This window comes from Flagellimonas flava (assembly GCF_900129665.1).
GTDB classification, from domain to species: domain Bacteria; phylum Bacteroidota; class Bacteroidia; order Flavobacteriales; family Flavobacteriaceae; genus Flagellimonas; species Flagellimonas flava.
The window spans coordinates 600,062-617,986 of the sequence record NZ_FQWL01000003.1 but is presented as its reverse complement, the minus strand read 5'-3'; the positions used below and the strand labels follow the sequence as shown (position 1 = coordinate 617,986).

17 protein-coding genes are annotated in these 17,925 nt (G+C 42.3%); 5 read left to right on the top strand and 12 right to left on the bottom strand.

All coding sequences use genetic code 11. From position 1 onward, the window contains the following. Positions 1 to 8: 8 nt before the first annotated feature. Genes hemE through hemA form a run of 4 tightly spaced genes read right to left on the bottom strand, consistent with a single transcriptional unit; the run spans position 9 to position 3,849 of the window. Positions 9 to 1,034, bottom strand: a complete 1,026-nt coding sequence (gene hemE, locus BUC10_RS12380; RefSeq protein WP_073180019.1) for a uroporphyrinogen decarboxylase — start codon at positions 1,032 to 1,034, stop codon at positions 9 to 11. Further along, a complete protein-coding gene (locus tag BUC10_RS12375; protein WP_073180017.1) occupies positions 1,027 to 1,692 on the bottom strand; it encodes a uroporphyrinogen-III synthase in 666 nt (221 codons plus the stop codon). The genes hemE and BUC10_RS12375 overlap by 8 nt, the downstream gene beginning before the upstream one ends. Then, positions 1,670 to 2,596, bottom strand: coding sequence for a hydroxymethylbilane synthase (gene hemC / locus BUC10_RS12370; protein WP_073180015.1), 927 nt, complete (start codon positions 2,594 to 2,596; stop codon positions 1,670 to 1,672). The genes BUC10_RS12375 and hemC overlap by 23 nt, the downstream gene beginning before the upstream one ends. Beyond that, positions 2,593 to 3,849, bottom strand: a complete 1,257-nt coding sequence (hemA, locus tag BUC10_RS12365; protein WP_073180013.1) for a glutamyl-tRNA reductase — start codon at positions 3,847 to 3,849, stop codon at positions 2,593 to 2,595. Before hemA ends, hemC begins: the two co-directional genes overlap by 4 nt. Positions 3,850 to 4,060: 211 nt before the next feature. On the opposite strand from hemA, the gene BUC10_RS12360 reads away from it, so the two are divergent. Together BUC10_RS12360 and BUC10_RS12355 are read left to right on the top strand one after the other, a co-directional pair. Further along, a complete protein-coding gene (locus tag BUC10_RS12360; protein WP_073180011.1) occupies positions 4,061 to 4,939 on the top strand; it encodes an AraC family transcriptional regulator in 879 nt (292 codons plus the stop codon). A 10-nt stretch (positions 4,940 to 4,949) separates the two neighbouring features. Beyond that, entirely contained in the window at positions 4,950 to 5,696 is a 747-nt protein-coding gene (locus BUC10_RS12355) for a ThuA domain-containing protein (protein ID WP_073180009.1), read from the top strand. On the opposite strand, the gene BUC10_RS12350 is transcribed toward BUC10_RS12355, so the two are convergent. Then, positions 5,682 to 6,527 carry an N-acetylmuramoyl-L-alanine amidase-like domain-containing protein gene (locus BUC10_RS12350; RefSeq protein ID WP_073180007.1) on the bottom strand — a complete coding sequence of 282 codons (846 nt, stop codon included), beginning with the start codon at positions 6,525 to 6,527 and terminating at the stop codon, positions 5,682 to 5,684. The genes BUC10_RS12355 and BUC10_RS12350 overlap by 15 nt on opposite strands. Positions 6,528 to 6,660: 133 nt before the next feature. On the opposite strand from BUC10_RS12350, the gene hemH reads away from it, so the two are divergent. Further along, on the top strand, positions 6,661 to 7,692 hold the full coding sequence (gene hemH, locus BUC10_RS12345) for a ferrochelatase (RefSeq protein ID WP_073180005.1): 1,032 nt from the start codon (positions 6,661 to 6,663) through the stop codon (positions 7,690 to 7,692). Positions 7,693 to 7,771: 79 nt separating this feature from the next. Further along, positions 7,772 to 9,157 (top strand): MATE family efflux transporter, encoded by a 1,386-nt coding sequence (locus BUC10_RS12340; protein WP_073180153.1) that lies wholly within the window; start codon positions 7,772 to 7,774, stop codon positions 9,155 to 9,157. Positions 9,158 to 9,162: 5 nt separating this feature from the next. Here BUC10_RS12340 and BUC10_RS12335 read toward each other — a convergent pair whose 3' ends face one another. From BUC10_RS12335 to BUC10_RS12325, 3 genes are all read right to left on the bottom strand, one after another. Further along, entirely contained in the window at positions 9,163 to 9,588 is a 426-nt protein-coding gene (locus BUC10_RS12335) for a nuclear transport factor 2 family protein (protein ID WP_165614898.1), read from the bottom strand. A 2-nt stretch (positions 9,589 to 9,590) separates the two neighbouring features. After that, entirely contained in the window at positions 9,591 to 10,763 is a 1,173-nt protein-coding gene (locus tag BUC10_RS12330) for a PQQ-dependent sugar dehydrogenase (RefSeq protein WP_073180000.1), read from the bottom strand. A gap of 74 nt (positions 10,764 to 10,837) precedes the next feature. Further along, positions 10,838 to 11,857 carry a helix-turn-helix domain-containing protein gene (locus BUC10_RS12325; RefSeq protein WP_165614897.1) on the bottom strand — a complete coding sequence of 340 codons (1,020 nt, stop codon included), beginning with the start codon at positions 11,855 to 11,857 and terminating at the stop codon, positions 10,838 to 10,840. A gap of 82 nt (positions 11,858 to 11,939) precedes the next feature. On the opposite strand from BUC10_RS12325, the gene BUC10_RS12320 reads away from it, so the two are divergent. Beyond that, positions 11,940 to 13,037, top strand: a complete 1,098-nt coding sequence (locus BUC10_RS12320) for a lactonase family protein (protein WP_073179996.1) — start codon at positions 11,940 to 11,942, stop codon at positions 13,035 to 13,037. Here BUC10_RS12320 and BUC10_RS17770 read toward each other — a convergent pair. The 4 genes from BUC10_RS17770 to BUC10_RS12300 form a co-directional block, all read right to left on the bottom strand. Then, positions 13,034 to 14,008, bottom strand: a complete 975-nt coding sequence (locus BUC10_RS17770; protein ID WP_165614896.1) for a TolB family protein — start codon at positions 14,006 to 14,008, stop codon at positions 13,034 to 13,036. The two genes, BUC10_RS12320 and BUC10_RS17770, sit on opposite strands and share 4 nt — an antisense overlap. After that, a complete protein-coding gene (locus tag BUC10_RS12310; RefSeq protein ID WP_073179992.1) occupies positions 14,001 to 15,260 on the bottom strand; it encodes an SMP-30/gluconolactonase/LRE family protein in 1,260 nt (419 codons plus the stop codon). Before BUC10_RS12310 ends, BUC10_RS17770 begins: the two co-directional genes overlap by 8 nt. A 91-nt stretch (positions 15,261 to 15,351) precedes the next feature. Beyond that, positions 15,352 to 16,464 carry an alpha/beta hydrolase gene (locus BUC10_RS12305; protein WP_165614895.1) on the bottom strand — a complete coding sequence of 371 codons (1,113 nt, stop codon included), beginning with the start codon at positions 16,462 to 16,464 and terminating at the stop codon, positions 15,352 to 15,354. Between the two features lie 6 nt (positions 16,465 to 16,470). Beyond that, complete coding sequence (locus BUC10_RS12300) at positions 16,471 to 17,859, bottom strand: MBL fold metallo-hydrolase (protein WP_073179988.1); 1,389 nt, start codon at positions 17,857 to 17,859, stop codon at positions 16,471 to 16,473. Positions 17,860 to 17,925 lie beyond the last annotated feature (66 nt).

The window sequence follows — 17,925 nt, the reverse complement described above, 5'->3', positions numbered from 1 at the left end:
TTGGTCTTTTAGTCTTTATAGTTTTTAACTGCCTCGATGAACGCTTGCGCATTTTCAAGGGGAATATGGGGTAAGATACCATGCCCCAAGTTGACGATATATTTATCTTTTCCAAATTCACGAATCATTTGGGTCACCATTTCCGTAATCTTCACTGGAGGAGAGAGCAGTCTGGCTGGATCAAAATTCCCTTGCAGGGTGATATTCCCTCCGGTAAGATAACGTGCATTTTGGGCGGAACAGGTCCAATCGACACCAACGGCGGATGCTCCGGAGTTTGCCATTTCACGAAGCGCGAACCAGCAGCCTTTTCCGAATACGATAACAGGAGCCTCCTCCTTTAGCGCATCAACTATTTGCTGAATATATTTCCATGAGAACTCTTGATAGTCGGTTGGGGAAAGCATACCTCCCCAAGAATCGAATACTTGGACAGCGTTTACCCCTGCCCTTACCTTGGCTTTTAGGTAGGCTATTGTAGTATCGGTAATTTTCTGGAGTAATAGGTGCGCGGCCTCCGGTTGTGTAAAACAAAAACCCCTGGCTTTGTCGAAACTTTTGCTGCCCTGCCCCTCTACGCAGTAACAAAGTATGGTCCAAGGGGAGCCTGCAAAACCAATTAAGGGGATCTCATCTTCTAGTTTTTCTTTGGTCATGCTGATAGCATCCATTACGTAACCCAAAGAATCTTCAACATCTGGAACGATGACCTTATCCAAATCTGCCGCTGTTCGAATTGGGTTCGGTAAGAATGGGCCAAAATTTGGCTTCATTTCCACCTCAATATTCATGGCTTGGGGAATCACCAAAATATCACTGAACAAAATGGCGGCATCCATTCCATACCTTCGAATGGGTTGCACCGTAATTTCAGAGGCCAATTCCGGGGTCTGACAACGCGTGAAAAAATCATACTTCCTTTTCAACTCCATAAATTCTGGCAAATACCTGCCTGCTTGACGCATCATCCATACCGGGGGACGATCAACGGTTTCACCTTTCAAAGCCCGAAGGAACAAATCGTTTTTAATCATTTACTTTCAATTTTTTTATGGCTTGCACCAATACATTTTCTACTGTGGGCTTATTGGCCGTTATTATATTTTTGGAATATTTCCTAGCCTCATAGGCAGTTGTTTCTCCTATACAAAAAAGCCAGCTTTCTGTTATGGGATTCTCGCTGGAATGACTTTTTATACCACTTGGACTGAAAAAAAGCAAGCCATCAAAAACCCGGTCATATTTTTTCGGGGTTAAGATGGTCTTGTAGACAACGATTTCTTTATACCGAATGTTATTTTCCTTTAAGATTTGCGGCAATTCGTTGCGTCGTTGGTTGCCGCAGGGGAACAAAAAACTTTCATTTTTGTAGTTTTTTGCAATAAGTTGAGCCAATTCTACAGCATTTGGCGCCATTTCGGTCACTTTTAGCCCAAAATCCTCTAAAAGTGCTTTTGTTTTTTCACCTACACAAAAAACAGTAAAAGCAGCAGGTTTCAGGGTCGTTTTTTGTGCGAGAAAAGCTTTTACCGCATTCTTACTTGTAAAGATGAGGTGTGGAAAACTTGCAGGAATTGCTGCTTCTAAGAACTCAATTTGGAGTGCGTCATATTCCACCAGGCCCAGTCCTGAGTTCAGAAATAATTCTCGCTGTTGGGGGGTTAAAATTTTAGTGGAGAGCACTGTTCGCATTTCGTATACTTTCCATAAGTTGTTGTCCACCGTTTTTAAGAACTTCGTTGGCGCACATTGTGCCTAATCCATCTGCAGATTTAAGTGGAACAGTTTTTTTGATTTCAACCTTTTGCTTTCCGTCAAGGGAGAACACCACACCCTCAAAGTGCAGCTTTTCATTTTCACAACGAGCCAATGCGCCTATTGGAGCTGTGCAACCGCCTTCAAGTGTTCGCAAAAAGTCACGCTCAACACCTGTGGCCAATTCAGACTCTTTGTGATTCAGTTTTTCCACGGCTGTTCTAGTAAAATCGTCATTTTCCAAGGCTACTACCAACATTGCTCCCTGTGCCGGTGCTGGGATAATCCAATCCAAAAGCACAGCATCTTTGGGTAACAATTTGATGCGCTCCAATCCGGCTTTTGCAAAAATGGCTCCCTGCCAATCATTTTCTATCAGTTTCAATAAACGGGTGTTCACATTTCCACGGAGGTCAACAACCCTGTCATTGGGATATTTATTGAGCCACTGGGCTTTTCGTCGTAAGCTCCCGGTAGCTATCGTGGATGGTGAATCGTTTTCCAGAAAATCGAGTCCCTTGTGCACCAAAATATCATGTGTCACCGCCCTTTCCAGAACGGCACCTTGAACTATTCCCTGGGGCAATTGCGTGGGGACGTCCTTCATGGAGTGGACTGCAATATCGACTTGGCCCTTGAGCATGGCTACGTCCAAAGTCTTGGTGAATATTCCAGTAATCCCAAGTTCGTAGAGGGGTTTGTCCAATACCTGATCTCCGGCGGATTTTATGGGAATTAAGGTGGAGTCGTAACCTATTTCCGCCAGTCTTTGTTGAACCGTGGTAGCTTGCCATAGGGCCAGTTCACTGTCCCGGGTACCGATTCTTATGATTTTGCTCATTTCGAATCGATTTCTAATTGGAATACCTTTTGGATGAGTTCCAAACTGTCCTGGGAATCAACGCCGGAACTTTTGAGGTGATTGGCAAATTGCTTGGTTATTTTTTGGATGATTCGACCTGAGATAATTTCAGCCTGGTCCTCATTAAAGTCAGAGATTTTTTTGGACTGAAAATCGATTTCCTCAGCTTTCATGGTGTTCAGTTTTTCTTTCAGCGCATTGATGACTGGTGCAAATTTTCTAGTCTCCAACCATTTTAAGAAATCATATCTTACCTCATTGATTATGGCTTCTGCTTTTGGGACAAAGGTTTTTCTTTTGTTCAGCGTCTCATCTGTAATTTGGGAAAGTTGGTCCAAATGTACCAAGGACACATTGTCCAGTTCCTTTACGTCGTCAGATACATTTTTGGGAACGGACAAATCCAGGATCAGAAGTGGTTTTTTTGGATAGATCAATGCTTTGGACACTGTGGGCAATTGAGCTCCCGTGGCCACCACAAGAATGTCGGTTTTCCGAATTTCTGTTTGCAAATCACCATAATCTTTTACGGTCAGGTGAAACTTACCAGCAATATCTTCCGCCTTTTCACGGGTACGGTTAATGAGGGTAATGTGTGAATTTTTAGAGTGTTTCACCAGATTCTCGCAGGTGTTTCTTCCAATTTTTCCCGTTCCGAACAGCAGGATATTCTTTTTCGAAATATCCTCCACATGGTTCAGAATGTATTTTACCGAAGCAAAAGCAACGGATGTTGCACCGGAAGATAGTTCCGTCTCATTTTTGATGCGCTTGCTGGCCTGAATGACCGCATTGCACAAGCGCTCTAGGAACGGATTGGCCATTTGTTGTTTTTTGGCCCGGTAAAAGCCTTGTTTGATTTGACTTATGATTTCAAAATCCCCCAAAATCTGACTGTCCAAACCTGTTCCCACCTTGAACATATGCGATATAGCGTCATGATTTTTGTACACATAGGCTACCTCTTGAAATTCTTCAACACTACCTTGTGTTTGGTCACAAAGCAACTTTATCAATTGAAAGGGGTGTTGGGCGAAACCGTATAATTCAGTTCTGTTGCAGGTGGAAATAGCGAGAAGACCATCAATACCCTGCTCCTTGGCATTGGTCATAATCTGATCTATACCAAGAACATCCAAACTAAACTTCCCACGTACTTCGGCGTCAGCTTTTTTATAGCTGAGCCCAATAGCGTAGAATGAATTATGTTTCGAAATATGATAGCTCCTCATAAAGGATTATGAAATCGAACACAAATGTAAGCGCACTCAAGTTCAAAAAATAACGCTAGCGGAACTATAAATAACACGGAAGAGGCAAATGATGGTGCTTTTGGCGATAATTCTTCAAAAACATTGTATTTATTGGTAAATTTGAACATGACAAATGTTATTTAGAGCGGTTCTAAATAGAAATTTTAAGAACAATTAATTCGAAAATTTGATGGAAAGTGTCGCCAAAGGTTCATATGAGGAAATTTTAGTGGAAGAAGGATTTTATGTGCTTAAAATTCAGAATGATACGGAAGAAAATACAATCGTAGAACGCGAAATAGATAGCTCTTTTATCCAGTTTCATTTTTGTCTTAAGGGGGCTGGAAAGTTTAATTTCAATGAAGGCAATTACCAATTGGACGTAACCGAAGAGAACTCGTTGTTGCTCTACAATACCCAGAAAGATCTGCCCTTGAATTTATGCATGTCCCCAAATTCATGGTTGTTATCGGTAGTAATGACCATTCGTAAGTTTCACTCCCTTTTTTCCTCTGAAGCTGGTTACATCCCATTTTTAAGTGAAGAAAACAAAGAGAAAAAGTATTATTCGCAAGAACTGGTCTCACCAGCTATGGCGGTCGTACTGAGTCAGTTGATGAACTATAACCTCCACCCCTCCATCAAGGAACTCTATGTAAAGGGGAAGGTCTACGAGCTGATTTCATTGTACTTCAACAAAACTAAGGATGCAGATTTGGAACAATGTCCCTTTTTAGCGGATGAGGATAATGTACGGCGGATAAAAATGGCGAAGGAAATCATGATTTCCCGAATGGCGGAACCGCCGACCCTAGCTGAACTTTCCAAAGAAATTGGGTTAAGCTTAAAGAAGTTGAAAGAAGGTTTCAAACAGATATATGGGGATTCGGTCTATGGTTTTTTGTTCGATTATAAGATGGAATATGCGCGTAAAATGTTGGAAACAGGCAGGCATAATGTCAATGAAGTGGGTTTAAAGGTAGGCTACAGTACGGCAAGTCATTTTATCGCATCCTTTAAAAAGAAATATGGCACAACACCCAAAAAATATTTAACTTCAAACACTTAAATAGCCTATCATGAAATCCTACCTGTTTTTTCTTTTGGCCTTGTTTATGGTCGCGGGTTCCGTTGCCCAGGATAATCCTCAAGCCCAAGAAAAACAAAAAGTCCCAGAAATTGTTCTGGTTTTCAGCAAAACCGCAGGGTATCGACACAAGTCCATAGAAAAAGGAGTGCAAACCTTGAAGGAATTGGGAAGAGCCAATGGATTTATTGTTTTGCAGACCGAGACGTCTTCCGATTTCAATCTACAAAATTTGAGCAACTACAAACTCATCATCTTTTTAAGTACGACCATGGATGTGTTAAATGATGAAGAGCAAGATGCATTCAAAGCGTATATCAATAAAGGTGGGAATTTTTTGGGCATTCATGCGGCAACGGATACAGAATATGACTGGCCTTGGTTTGGGAAGCTTGTAGGGGCCTATTTTGAGAATCATCCGCAACAACAAAAAGCCAAGATAGATGTGGTAGATCGGTCACATCCCTCAACGGCCCATCTAAAAGAGGAGTGGGTCCACTTTGACGAATGGTACAATTTTATGAACCTGAACCCCAATGTTAATGTGTTGATGAAACTGGACGAAAGCAGCTACGACGGTGGCACTAATGGAGATAACCATCCCATAGCTTGGTACCATGAGTATGATGGCGGAAGATCTTTCTATACTGGGCTTGGCCATACAGAGGAAGCCTTTGATGATTCTGATTTTAAACAACACCTTTTGGGTGCGATAGAATGGTGTTTAGGGCGAAAATAAATTTGGTCTTGCCACAATAATCCCCGTATTACTTTTTATTTTTTTGAGATAATCCACCAAAGGGACTTTGGTGATTCGCACCGAGCCGGCACTGGAAGCATGAAGCAAATGAATTCTGCCGCCGCGTTTGATGGCAATTCCTGTATGTGTAACATCCAATCCCTTGATGGATGTCGCCAATGCAATAATGTCCCCAGATCGTATTAAATGCTCATGCCTTTGAATGTCCTCTTGGGCCAAAATACAAAGCGTTTCTTCGGCAAGGCCCTCCTCTACGCTGAGCATGGCTTCAAAGTTTTCATCTTGTTGTAGAAAAGGATACAAAGATCGGTGAGTCCCCATAAAATTGATGGCTTTTTGAAGTGCTTTACCACCAATTTGCGAGGTAATGTCTTTTACCAATCCCTTTTGTTCGTTATTTCGAATCCAATCGGTAAAGTAGTGCAAACGAGAGGGGTAACCATTTAAAACACCATTTCTATACCGAATGGTTTTTAAGTTGTCAACAAAATCCTCGAAATCCTCCGTTTCACTTTTGGCCATCATGGAGAAAGCCAATACATTTTCCACATAAGTGGTGCAATCAAAGCCCCTGAGGTTGATGACCAAGGTTTCCTCTTCCCCAATTTCCAGTGTTTTTTCCACATAGGGTTGCTCCAAAAACGTTAGGCCAATAGTTGCCATGGATAGTTCCTCCATAGGAACATCCAAGTCCATAATTGTTTGCATTTTCTCCTTAAACAACAGCGAATCTTTTGGGGTACAGGTGAGTTGGGAGAACAGAGGTGCCGTAAAAAGGCATAAAAACAGGAATGGAGCCTTGGAAAACATGTGGAATTTTGGTTTTGCCCATCTAAATTAAGATTATCTATAGAGTTATAGGAAACAAATGGGACGAATCAAATGTTAAATCAGCGTCAAGTAGTATTTTTATGGCTTTGAAAACAAACTATTTCAATCTGCTATGAAAGGAGTATTATTGGTCAATCTGGGGTCGCCTGATAGCCCAACACCGAAAGATGTAAAACCATACCTGGATGAGTTCCTAATGGATGGGAGGGTAATTGATACCCCTCAGTGGCTGCGCAATATTATTGTAAGGGGCATCATTCTGCAAACCCGACCAAAAAAATCAGCAGAGGCCTATTCCAAAATTTGGTGGGAAGAAGGTTCCCCATTAATTGTTATCTCAGAACGTTTTGCTGAAAAAGTAAAAAACCAAACCAAAATGCCGGTGGCATTGGGTATGCGCTACGGTTCCATGAGCATAAAGAATGCTTTGCAAGAACTGCATGATCAAGGAGTGAACGATGTTTTACTGGTACCTTTGTATCCGCACTATGCGATGTCCTCTTTTGAGACTGTAGTGGTCAAGGCAATGGAAGTTCAAGCTGAAAATTTCCCAGAAATACGTTTGACCACCCTACCCGCATTTTATAAAAACGAGGATTATGTAAAAGTACTTTCTGATAGTATCGCGAATGGACTGGAAGGGTTTGATTATGATCATATCCTCTTTTCGTATCATGGAATTCCGGAAAGACATATTCGCAAATCCGACCCTACAAAATTCCATTGTAAAATTGATGGAAATTGCTGCAAGATCAATTCTGTGGCCCATCATACCTGTTATAGACACCAGTGTTACGATACCACGGAATTGGTTAAAGCACAATTGAATCTACCCGACGAAAAGGTGAGTTCTTCATTTCAATCCCGTCTGGCTGGTGATCCATGGCTAAAGCCCTATACCGATTTTGAATTTGAACGATTGGCCAAGGAGGGCAAGACCAGGCTGGCCGTTATCACTCCTGCCTTTGTAAGCGATTGCCTAGAGACTCTGGAGGAGATTGCCATGGAAGGCGAGGAGCAGTTCAAGGAAGCTGGAGGAGAGTCGTACAAGCATATACCCTGTCTCAATGACAACGATGCCTGGGTATCCCTAATGGCAAAATGGGTCAACCAATGGGAGGCCAAAGAGGTTCTTCCAGTTTAAATAATTTTTGGGTTCGGCAGCAGTACGAACCTTAACCCTTAAAACAAGTCCCGAATCAAAAAAAGAGGGGACACCAATAATGGCCAAAGTCTCTTCAGATCAGTTGGGAACGGAACCTATCGGCAAATTGTTGATCAAACAGGCCGTGCCTGCATCCATAGGAATCTTGGTGATGTCCCTTAATGTGCTGGTCGATTCCATTTTTGTGGGGAATTGGATTGGCTCCATAGCCATAGCTGCAATTAATGTGGTGCTTCCTGTTTCTTTTTTTATTGCCGCATTGGGAATGGCCATTGGCGTGGGGGGATCTAGTATTATTTCCAGGGCCCTTGGGTCTGGGGACAAACAAAAGGCACTAAAAACGTTCGGGAACCAAATAACCCTCACACTGCTCGTCACGGTATCCATGGTGGCCTTAGGTCTATATTTTGTGAATGACCTTATTCCTGCTTTTGGTGGAAAGGGCAGTATTTTTCCCTTGGCCAAAATCTACTACACTATTGTCCTTTATGGAGTTCCTTTTTTGGCACTTTGTATGATGGGGAATACCGTAATTCGTGCTGAAGGAAAACCCAAGTTTGCCATGATTGCCATGATCATTCCATCAGTAGGGAACCTGCTCATGGACTACATCTTTATTTATGTATTTGATTGGGGTATGCACGGTGCAGCATGGGCCACTACCGCCGGATATCTTTTCTGCTTTGCTTATATCTTATATTTCTTTCTCTCCAAAAATTCGGAGCTCAAAATTGGGCTTCCCCATTTTTGGCTTAACCAACCTATTTTGAAGGAAATGGGCTCTTTGGGTTTTGTGACCTTGGCCAGACAAGCGGTTACCAGTATCACCTACCTGCTTATGAACAACATTTTGTTCAATCTTGGAGGTGAAGCCATGGTGGCCGTATATGCTATAATAGGTAGAATGTTGATGTTTGCTTTCTTTCCTGTCTTCGGGGTTACGCAAGGATTCCTGCCCATCGCCGGGTTCAATTATGGAGCCGTAAAATACGATAGGGTGAAAGAATCGATCTACACCGCAATTAAATATGCAGCGCTTGTGGCCAGCATCGTTTTTGTGGGCTTGATGGTTTTTCCAGAGGCCATAACCTCCTTGTTTTTAAGCAATAAAGAAAACCTTCCGGCAGAAGAGTTGGCTACCAATGCTTTTGTTTTGGAACATGCCCCAAATGCCATGCGATTGGTTTTTGCGGCCACCCCAATTATTGCCTTGCAGCTTATTGGAGCGGCCTATTTTCAGGCGGTTGGGAAGGCCATTCCAGCCCTGCTTTTGACATTGACCCGACAAGGATTTTTCTTCATTCCCTTAATTTTGTTGTTGCCCAACTTAATAGGTGAACTTGGAGTTTGGTTGTCCTTTCCAATAGCGGATACCTTGGCCACAATTGTAACCGGATACTATCTCTGGAAGGAAATCAAGACCAAGTTGGTTCCCCGGATTTAGTTCGATCAAGGATCAATAGCCGTGGCAGCTTTGCTGATGATCTTCCATTTACCTTCCAGTTTTTTCAGGAGAAATAAATCAATGAACAATAGATTTTCTGCCGGAATCGAAATTTCTACTTTAGCAGTAGCGATGTTGTTCGCTTGATCTACTTTTAGAATCTTGCCAATCCTTCCGTTGAATTTTCCTTTTTCCCTTTTCTTGAACAAATTGGCATATTCCTCAGGGCTAAGTACCCATAGTTCCTCATCCCTTTTCGACAGAAACAGGTCGGCTTCCTCATAAAAAACAGAAGTAATCTGTTCGGGGTTGTTGTATGAAGATCCATCCACGTACTCTTGGAGGGCCGCTCTAATTTCCGATTCCTCAGATTGGGCCGTTAAGGTAATTGCAGAAAATAATGTGAGTACGATCAATATTGAATTTCGCATTTTCATAATTTAAGTTTTGAATTTAAAGGTGTGATTTGAATAAGTTTTCCGTCATCTTCATCAGTAAGGATGTATAGTTTTCCATCTGGACTTTGCCTAGCCTTACGTATGCGAACACGGTCATCGATAAATAACTCCTCTGCGCTTTTAATAGTTTCATTTTCCAATTGGAAACGCCATAAACTACCTCTGGAAAGACCTGGCACGATGAGGTTGTTTTTCCATTGTGGAAATTCATCACCGGTATAGAAGGTAAGCCCAGTTGGTGCCACTGTATGGTGCCAAAACCAAATCGGAGGGGTAAAGGTGGCTCCCTCTATTTCCGGAGGGGTGTAGTCCGTGCTGCGCAACTTTCCGGAAGTTACATTGGGCCAGCCATAGTTGGCTCCTGCTCTTAAAATATTGATTTCATCACCCTGAATGGTACCGTGTTCACTGAACCAGATTTTATCAGACTCTGGTTGCACGGTGATGCCCTGGGCAGCCCGGATTCCTAGCGCATAGATGCCGGGAATGGCATCGGGCCCAAGATTTGGGTTGTCCTCGGGAATGCTTCCATCTTGATTGATGCGATAGATTTTACCTCTCTTATCGGTAAGATCTTGGGCAATGGGCAATTCAGGTTCATCCCGTTCCCAAAATAAACGTTCCCCAATGGTGACATAGAGCTTTCCATCGGGTCCAAAGACCATTCCACCACCATAATGGAAATATTCTTGGGTGTAGGGTTCGGCCTCAAGCAGCGTTTGATGACCATAAAGAGAATCGTTTTGCAATTTTGCCCTTACGACCTTGGTGGTGGTACCATAACCTGGTTTTTTGGCCGTATAGCTAAAATAGACCCATGGCACTGTCCCAAAATCGGGGTCGATCAAAATCTCAAAAATACCTGAGTTGTCCCCTAAATTAACTACCCGGATGCTATCCGTTAGATCTTCAGGAAAACCTTTTAGAATTTGTTTCTCCTTGGTTTTGAGGTTCACCTTGAGCAGATGACCATCTTTCTCTGATATTAGGGCTTCATCAGCTGAGAGAAAGGCTATGCTCCATGGGTGATTTAGCCCGTCCAGCATTACCTTTTTATGTGGCTGTGCAACCGAGACGTCTTGTTTTTTTGGTTGGCACGAAATACACAGGCCCAGTGTGAGCACTCCTAAACAAATCAAATTTTTCATCTCATTGATTTTGCACAAAGGAGACAAAATCTTTGGAAGAAGACTTTAAAAATCATGATTCTTAAAACGAAAAATCACCCACTGGCGAGCAATGCCTTTTTTCTAAAGGAAGATGGAGTTTGGTGGTTCCTGGCTTTGAATGCCAAATTAAAAGAGGTCACATTGCCAAAACCACAGTCATAGGCTATTCCTGCTATTTTTTCTTGAGCCTGTTCAGGGTCGGACAGTAGTTTTTTAGCTTTTTCAATGCGATGGTCGTTGACGAATTCAGAAAAATTCTTATGCCCGTTTTCATTGATGGCCTGCGATAATTTGCGAGGGGATACGCCCATTTTTTTAGCCATGGATTCCAGAGAGAGTTTTGGGTCCAAAAAGAGTTCTTCCTCGACCAACATGGTTTTTATGGAACCAAAAAGCGCAGAGGAATGGGACTTATCCATGGTCGATGCATTGTACTTCCCCAAACGAAAGGCATGTTTCTGAAGAAATAGAAAAGAGAAAATATAGATCAAAAAAGAAAAGGATACTGCACCCCCAATATAAAACGGGAATATACCACCCAGATTCCCCATATAGAAAATCCAAATAAGACCAACGCCTATGATTAGATTTCTGACCCATGTACTTCGTTGTCTATGTACATTTTCCCCATTTGTGATCAACACCGACAAGGACAACCCAAGATAACAGGCTAAATGAACAAAGACCAAAACATAAATGAGATACGAAATTGCCCTGCCATCATTTGGGATGATAGCGGCAAAGAGCACAAAGAAGAAAAAAGGAAGTAGATGTAAATAATCTTTGCGTCGGAGTGCCTTAAAATTCACCAACAGTCCCTTGGTGTAAAACCAAAGAAAAGGACCTGTCAATAAAACTCCAGAGATTCCTAGGTTTCGCTGCCATGGTTCAAGATCTAAATGGACATTGAGAATGGATTTTCCAATCCGAATAGTCAATCCTAAAATAACCATGGCCAGAAAAAAACTGGTCCGGTCATCCGGTTTCCCTAAAGTCAACAGATAACTGATTAAGAACAGGGCTTGGGCGATTCCCAAACAACTTAAAACCAATAAAACAACATCCTGACCCATGACCCAAAAATATAAAGACCTAGGAAAAGAAAATCTGGAATCCATTTATAGTTATTACTTTTAGCAAAACAGATTCATAGAGATGCGATTATTCAGTTTGATTTTGGCCTTATTGCTCCTTGGGGTGATGGGCTGCTCGGAGAAAAAAACTATGGTAAAAAAACATCAACTTTTTGTAGGGACCTATACCGATGGGGACAGCAAAGGGATATATCGATTTACCTTTGATGCCGAAACCGGGGAGCTAGGGGAAAAGACTCTTATGGCCGAACTGCCCAATCCCTCTTTTTTAAAGATTTCTTCGGACAAGAAACATCTATATGCTGTTCAGGAAACCGCCGATTTTGATAGTTTGGGTGGAGGGGTAACCGCCTTTAAGCTACAGGACAGTCTACTGGAGCTACAAAATAGCGCTGGGACCCGGGGTGCTCACCCATGCCATGTATCCCTCTCCGAAGATGGGTTTTTAGCCGCGTCAAATTATAGTGGCGGCAATGTTTCTATTTTTAAGTTGAAAGAAGATGGCTCTCTACCAGAAGAAGCACAGCTCATTGACCATAAGGCTTTGGATACCACCAAAATTGCCCATGCCCACATGGCCAATTTCACCTCCGACGGACTTTTTGTGGCCGATCTTGGTCTGGATGCGGTCAAGCGATACCAACTGCAGGACAAGCTATTTGTTCCTTCGAAACAAGTATCCATAAACATGGCCGAGGGAGCAGGGCCGAGACATTTTACCTTTGGTAAAACAGGAATACTCTATATAATCAATGAACTGAATTCCACGGTTACGGTTTTGCAAAAGAATGGGGAAGCCTACAATGAAATCCAAACCATAGGGACACTTGCTGAGGATTTTGAAGGGGATAGTTTTTGTGCAGACATTCATCTGTCCGAAGATGGGAGGTTCCTTTATGGATCCAATCGTGGTGAAAATTCTATTGTGGTTTTTTCAGTGGACGGAAAAACTGGGAAATTAAGTACCGTTGGAAGGACCTCAGTGCATGGGGACTGGCCTAGGAATTTCAGTTTGGACCCTTCAGGAAAGTTCTTGCTTGTTGCCAATCAACGTAGCAACCACATCACCATTTTTTCCAGGGACGAGGAGCTGGGCACTTTGACCTTTTTAAATGAAATTCAGATGGGGAGTCCTGTCTGTTTGGAATTTCTGGATTAATCTGCTTGGTGTTTTTCTTTCATTTCCTCAATGAAATCGGTGGACATATAATATAGGTTTAGCTTCCCACTGTTATGGGTGCCATTAATTTTTTTAATGGGGTCCAGCGCCTTGGCTTCAGCTGGAGTTTCCAATCTATCACTGGCAAAAATAAAGAGCTTTCCATCCTGACTTACCCATGGGCACATTTCATGTGAACTGGAGTTGATGGGTTCCCCTAAATTTTCAGGAGTTGTCCATTCACCCTCCATATTAAAACTGATATAAAGATCACCTCTCCCTAAAGTGTCATCATAGCCACGAAAAATCATATACCTTTCATCGGGATCAACAAAGGGATCGCCCTTATTTCCTCCGGCATTGATACTTTCAGGTAAAACTTCAACAGTATAGGCAGAATCCGAGGGAACTGCCCTGTAAATATCTCCCTTGGACCAGATATTAAAGTACAGATTCCCGGAATGCGTCAGGGAACTGTAATACTCGTTGTCTTCTTCTCCAGTCAAAACCACCCGAATAGGGTTACTCCAGCCAAAATCTTTTCGCTCCACATACCAAATCTTACTGTTCTCATTGTCCGCCTTTGGTCTGCTCGAGCTAAAATAAACTCGATTCCCATCCGGTGAAAAAAGCGGGTCAAAATCCGAATATTCACCAGAAAAAGGGGCGATTCTTGGGTCGCTCCAACTACTGTCGGCCTGCATCTCCGTAAAAGTGATATAGGCGGTGTAGGGCATGTCCGTAGTGTAATAAAATTGGGTGCCATCTGGGGAAAATGTACCGTTGTATTCCGTGGCAGGGGACGCCAGTAATTCAGGAGCCAGCAATTGAGGTTTGTCCAATGGAACGACCCCGAAAAATGGCCCATAGTGTTTGGGCTTTTCCTGTTTTAGCTCTGATTGAGGAGGTTGTTCCTTGCAACTCATGAACGAAAAAACTACGAGTACTGAAATTACTTTGAGGCTATTCACAGGTAAAAGTTTTAGCGTTGAAATCAAATGAGGTATCCATATTGGGCCGCAGGGCGCCATGCCAATAATCGATATACCATTTTTCCGGTTCGCCATCGCTTCGATAATCCGCCGTAAAAAAGGAGAAATCTTCCGTAAATGTTAGAATGATATCCCCTCTGCCGTCCGCATCCATCCATCTGCCTGTCATTTTAAAACCTTCAAGTTTCCCCCAAACGCCTCCTAGCGCATTTTTGTGTTTTAGTAGATAGGCCCCAACCACTTCATCCGAGTCAAAAGTCAGGTCGAACCGACCTATTTCAGTGCAATAATTTTTGACATAAACATTCGGACTTAAGGGAATACCCATCAAATTGTAGTGTTCCAGCTTGGAGGAATCACGGATTTGGTAGGTTTCCTGATTCATATTATCCATTTGGGAATCGTCCACAAAATAAAGTGAGTCTTTTAGGATGGCGAAGGTTGTTGGAATATCGGTTTCTTCTTGAAAGGCAGCTATCTTTTTTTCGTTCGTTATCTCAGATTGGTTTGGATTGAGCTGAAATCGATACACTCCATTTTGGGTGGCGTCCCTTCGGGTGTTCACAAGGGCAATCAGACTGTTTTTATACCATTTGAGCCCATCTATTCCTTTGTATTGGTTAGGTTTGTTCACCAACTTTTTCGTGGCAATATCCACTACGCGCAAACCGCTGGTGTAGGATGCCAAATACAGGAATTTATCGTCTTCGGAAATGGCAATACCATTGCAATGTTTCAGCTCATCATGGGTTAGGAAGACTTCCAATTTGTCTTCCTGTTTGTTGATGGTATAGATTTTCTCACTTTCAGAATCCGTTATGAAAATCTCACCGTTGCCGCCAACCGCCAAATCGTTGAGGTAGGCAAAACCGGTTTCTTTTAAGGCATAAGATGTAATGAGTTTCCCTGTTTTGGTATTTAGCAACAAAAAAACGGACTTGTTTTGGGGTTTGGGCAAACTATTTCCCAGGGCGTAAAGAGTGTCGCCCTTTATGGTCATTCCAAACCCGGAGAGGTAACCATATTCATCCTTTCCCGTGAATTCTTCTGCATGGGTTCCATCCAAATTGCTACACACAATTTTGTTGTGCAACAAACTGTTTAGATAAACTTTTTTAGTAATGGGGTGGATGGCAATTCCCTCCGGGAATAGATCCTTTTGAAATGATAGTTCTGTCTGTGCGGTAAGAGAGCAAGACATAAGTGCAAGACTCCAAGCAAGAAGTTTCATAAAGCTTTCAGGTTGAATAGGTTATTCAATGTTAATGAATATTTTTTCATAAGATTTAAAATTTATGTTAAACCGTTTAGGGCCTACAGGCTTAATTTTTATTGGGCTTTGAAAGTTCTTTCAGCAGCGAATGATACTTGTGTTTATCAAGTTTGGAAGTTGCATGTTTCAATGCATTTTGATACTCGTGTTTTGCTTTTTGCCCATCCCCCAACTCTAGATACCGACCTGCTTTGGCGGCCATTATAAGACTGCTTTTCGGATAAATTTTCAAACCATAATCCAAGAGTCTAATGGCCTGTTTAGGTTGTAATGCACTGCTGATTTCGTTCAATGCTCCTTCGGGAATTTCAACTTGATAGCCATAAAACCTTTTAAGGTCCCGGTAATAGTTGATGACTTTTTCAGCACCTTCCGTTGTTATGGATTCAGGAATATGATAGGACTTAAAAACGAATTCCAGACCATCGTAGAGACCTTTGGACATAGCGGCCACATGACTTTGATTTTCATAAACTTTAAATTCCCAATCAAGCCCTTTTGGATTGAGAGCTTGGAGCAAGGCCCTATGTTTTTTTAGGCCTTCCGCTCTCGGTGTGCTGCCTTCCGCAGATGCAAAAAGAAATGCTTGGGTATAACTTTCGGGTTTTAACTCCGTCTTGATAAAAGCTTCGGTTTTAGGACCAATTCCAGCTCCAGCCAAAATATAGGCATTGAACAGTTTAGGGTTTTTCACGGCGATGTAGTTGACAATGCCGGCGCCTGATGACCATCCGTATAAAATTTCAAAGCCGTTGCTCCGATAACGATTCTTAATAAAGGACAACACTTCATGCTCCAAAAACGAAATGAATTTTAAATAGGGCCCATCCGGTTTTAAATCCACAAAAAGGTCGCGATTTCTATCCGTGTTCGGAATGCCAACAACAATCAATTGTGGAAAAAAACCAAAGGCGTTGCTTAAAAAGGAAGCAGCGCCTCTGGCATAATCAAAAACATACTCGCCATCCAAAACGATCAACACCGGATAGGCCCGGTCTGAAACTGCATAATCTTTTGGCAGTTGCACCTGAATATTCCGTCGTTCTTTCAAGTACTTGGAATACAATGAGTGATTTTTGACTTTCTGTGCTTTTAGGGTGTGGATACCAGCTCCCAAAAGGAGAATCAAAACAATAAGCTGCCAAGAACGTTTCTTTACCAAGAGCATTTATTTTTTGGAGTCATAATACATTTGGAGCAAGTCCATGGTGATAAAATCATTACGGTGATGTGCTACAATTCTTTTAACACTTAGGTTTCGGGTAGCAATAAACTCCATAAACTCCCGGGTAGCATTTGGCACATAGTGAGGGAAAGTGTTATCGGCCGGAATCTCAAAAAAATCACCCTGATACATGACTTCATTGGCCCTAAAGTATACAAAACTCTGGCCTTTGCTATGGGAGTTGTCCACAACGAAAAATTGTGCATCCCCTATAACTGACTCGTTCACTACCTCCTTAAAAACAAAAGAATCGATTGTATCCCCAAACTTTGGATAGGCTTTGATCGCCAATATGCTGTAAGCATCCGCTAAGATGGTCGCTCCCAGTTTGGCGTAGGCCGGTAGGCCGCCAATATGATCACTATGGGCATGGGTAACGTAAACCGCATGGATTTGTTCCTCAGGGAACCGGGTTGTTATAAGATCGATGACCAGTTGGGAAAGGCGATCTGAAATAGGGGCTCCAAAAACTGTGATTCCATTTGGGTCTGTGGTGAAGAGAACATTTCTGTCTGCGGGGAGGGATTTGACCAAGTAAAGATCGGGACCAATCTTTTCAACACTTGGTTGCTTTTTCTCTGGTTGGTACATTGAATATTCTTCCGGAATGTAAAAATGCTCTTGTGCTATACTGTTGATTTGTTTCACTTGTTCAAGGGTGTACAAACCCTTGAGAGAACCATTTTTAAAATGCTGTATGCCATCCATATAACTTCCTCCGTTTATATTATTAAACAGCCACTCCTCTTCCGACCCGTTGAATGAGATAGATTGTAAGGCTACTGGCTCTATCTGGTACGTAACCTTTAAAGTGTCTTGTTCATCAGTAATTTGGATTAGCGTGGTTAGATTTTTCCGAAAATCCAGGGTATCCACACTAACCCTATCTTCTTGGGAAAGGAACTTTTGTGAAAATCTGAAATCCACAAGTTCGGTAAGCTCTTCTCTTACTTCTTCAATACGTTCCTTAGGTTGCTTTATGACCCTTTTCCCTAAAACGATCCCTTTAAGATCATATTGATACCCAACGGAATCTTGCTGAAATTCCTTTAATCCAAACTCAAAACCGCCAGGAAACCAGGCCCTTCGCTCTGCGAAAAAACGTTGTCCGTCCAAATTGACCATGTGCATGGAGCGTAAACTATCCGGATGTTCATAATCGTAACTTTGATACGGATTGAAGCCAACTTGCTGATATGAAACGTGCAGACCGGCGGTCGGCTTCTGGTCATAATGACTCTTGATTTTAGCTAAAATTTCTTTTCCATTAGGTTGATACTTACAGCCAGCTAGCAGTATCAACAATGTACCGATAATACACTTTTTTCCCATGTGTTTTCTTTGAAGATGGAATTTAGATGAATCACTTTTTTGAAGTGTCTATTATCTTAGGCTTGG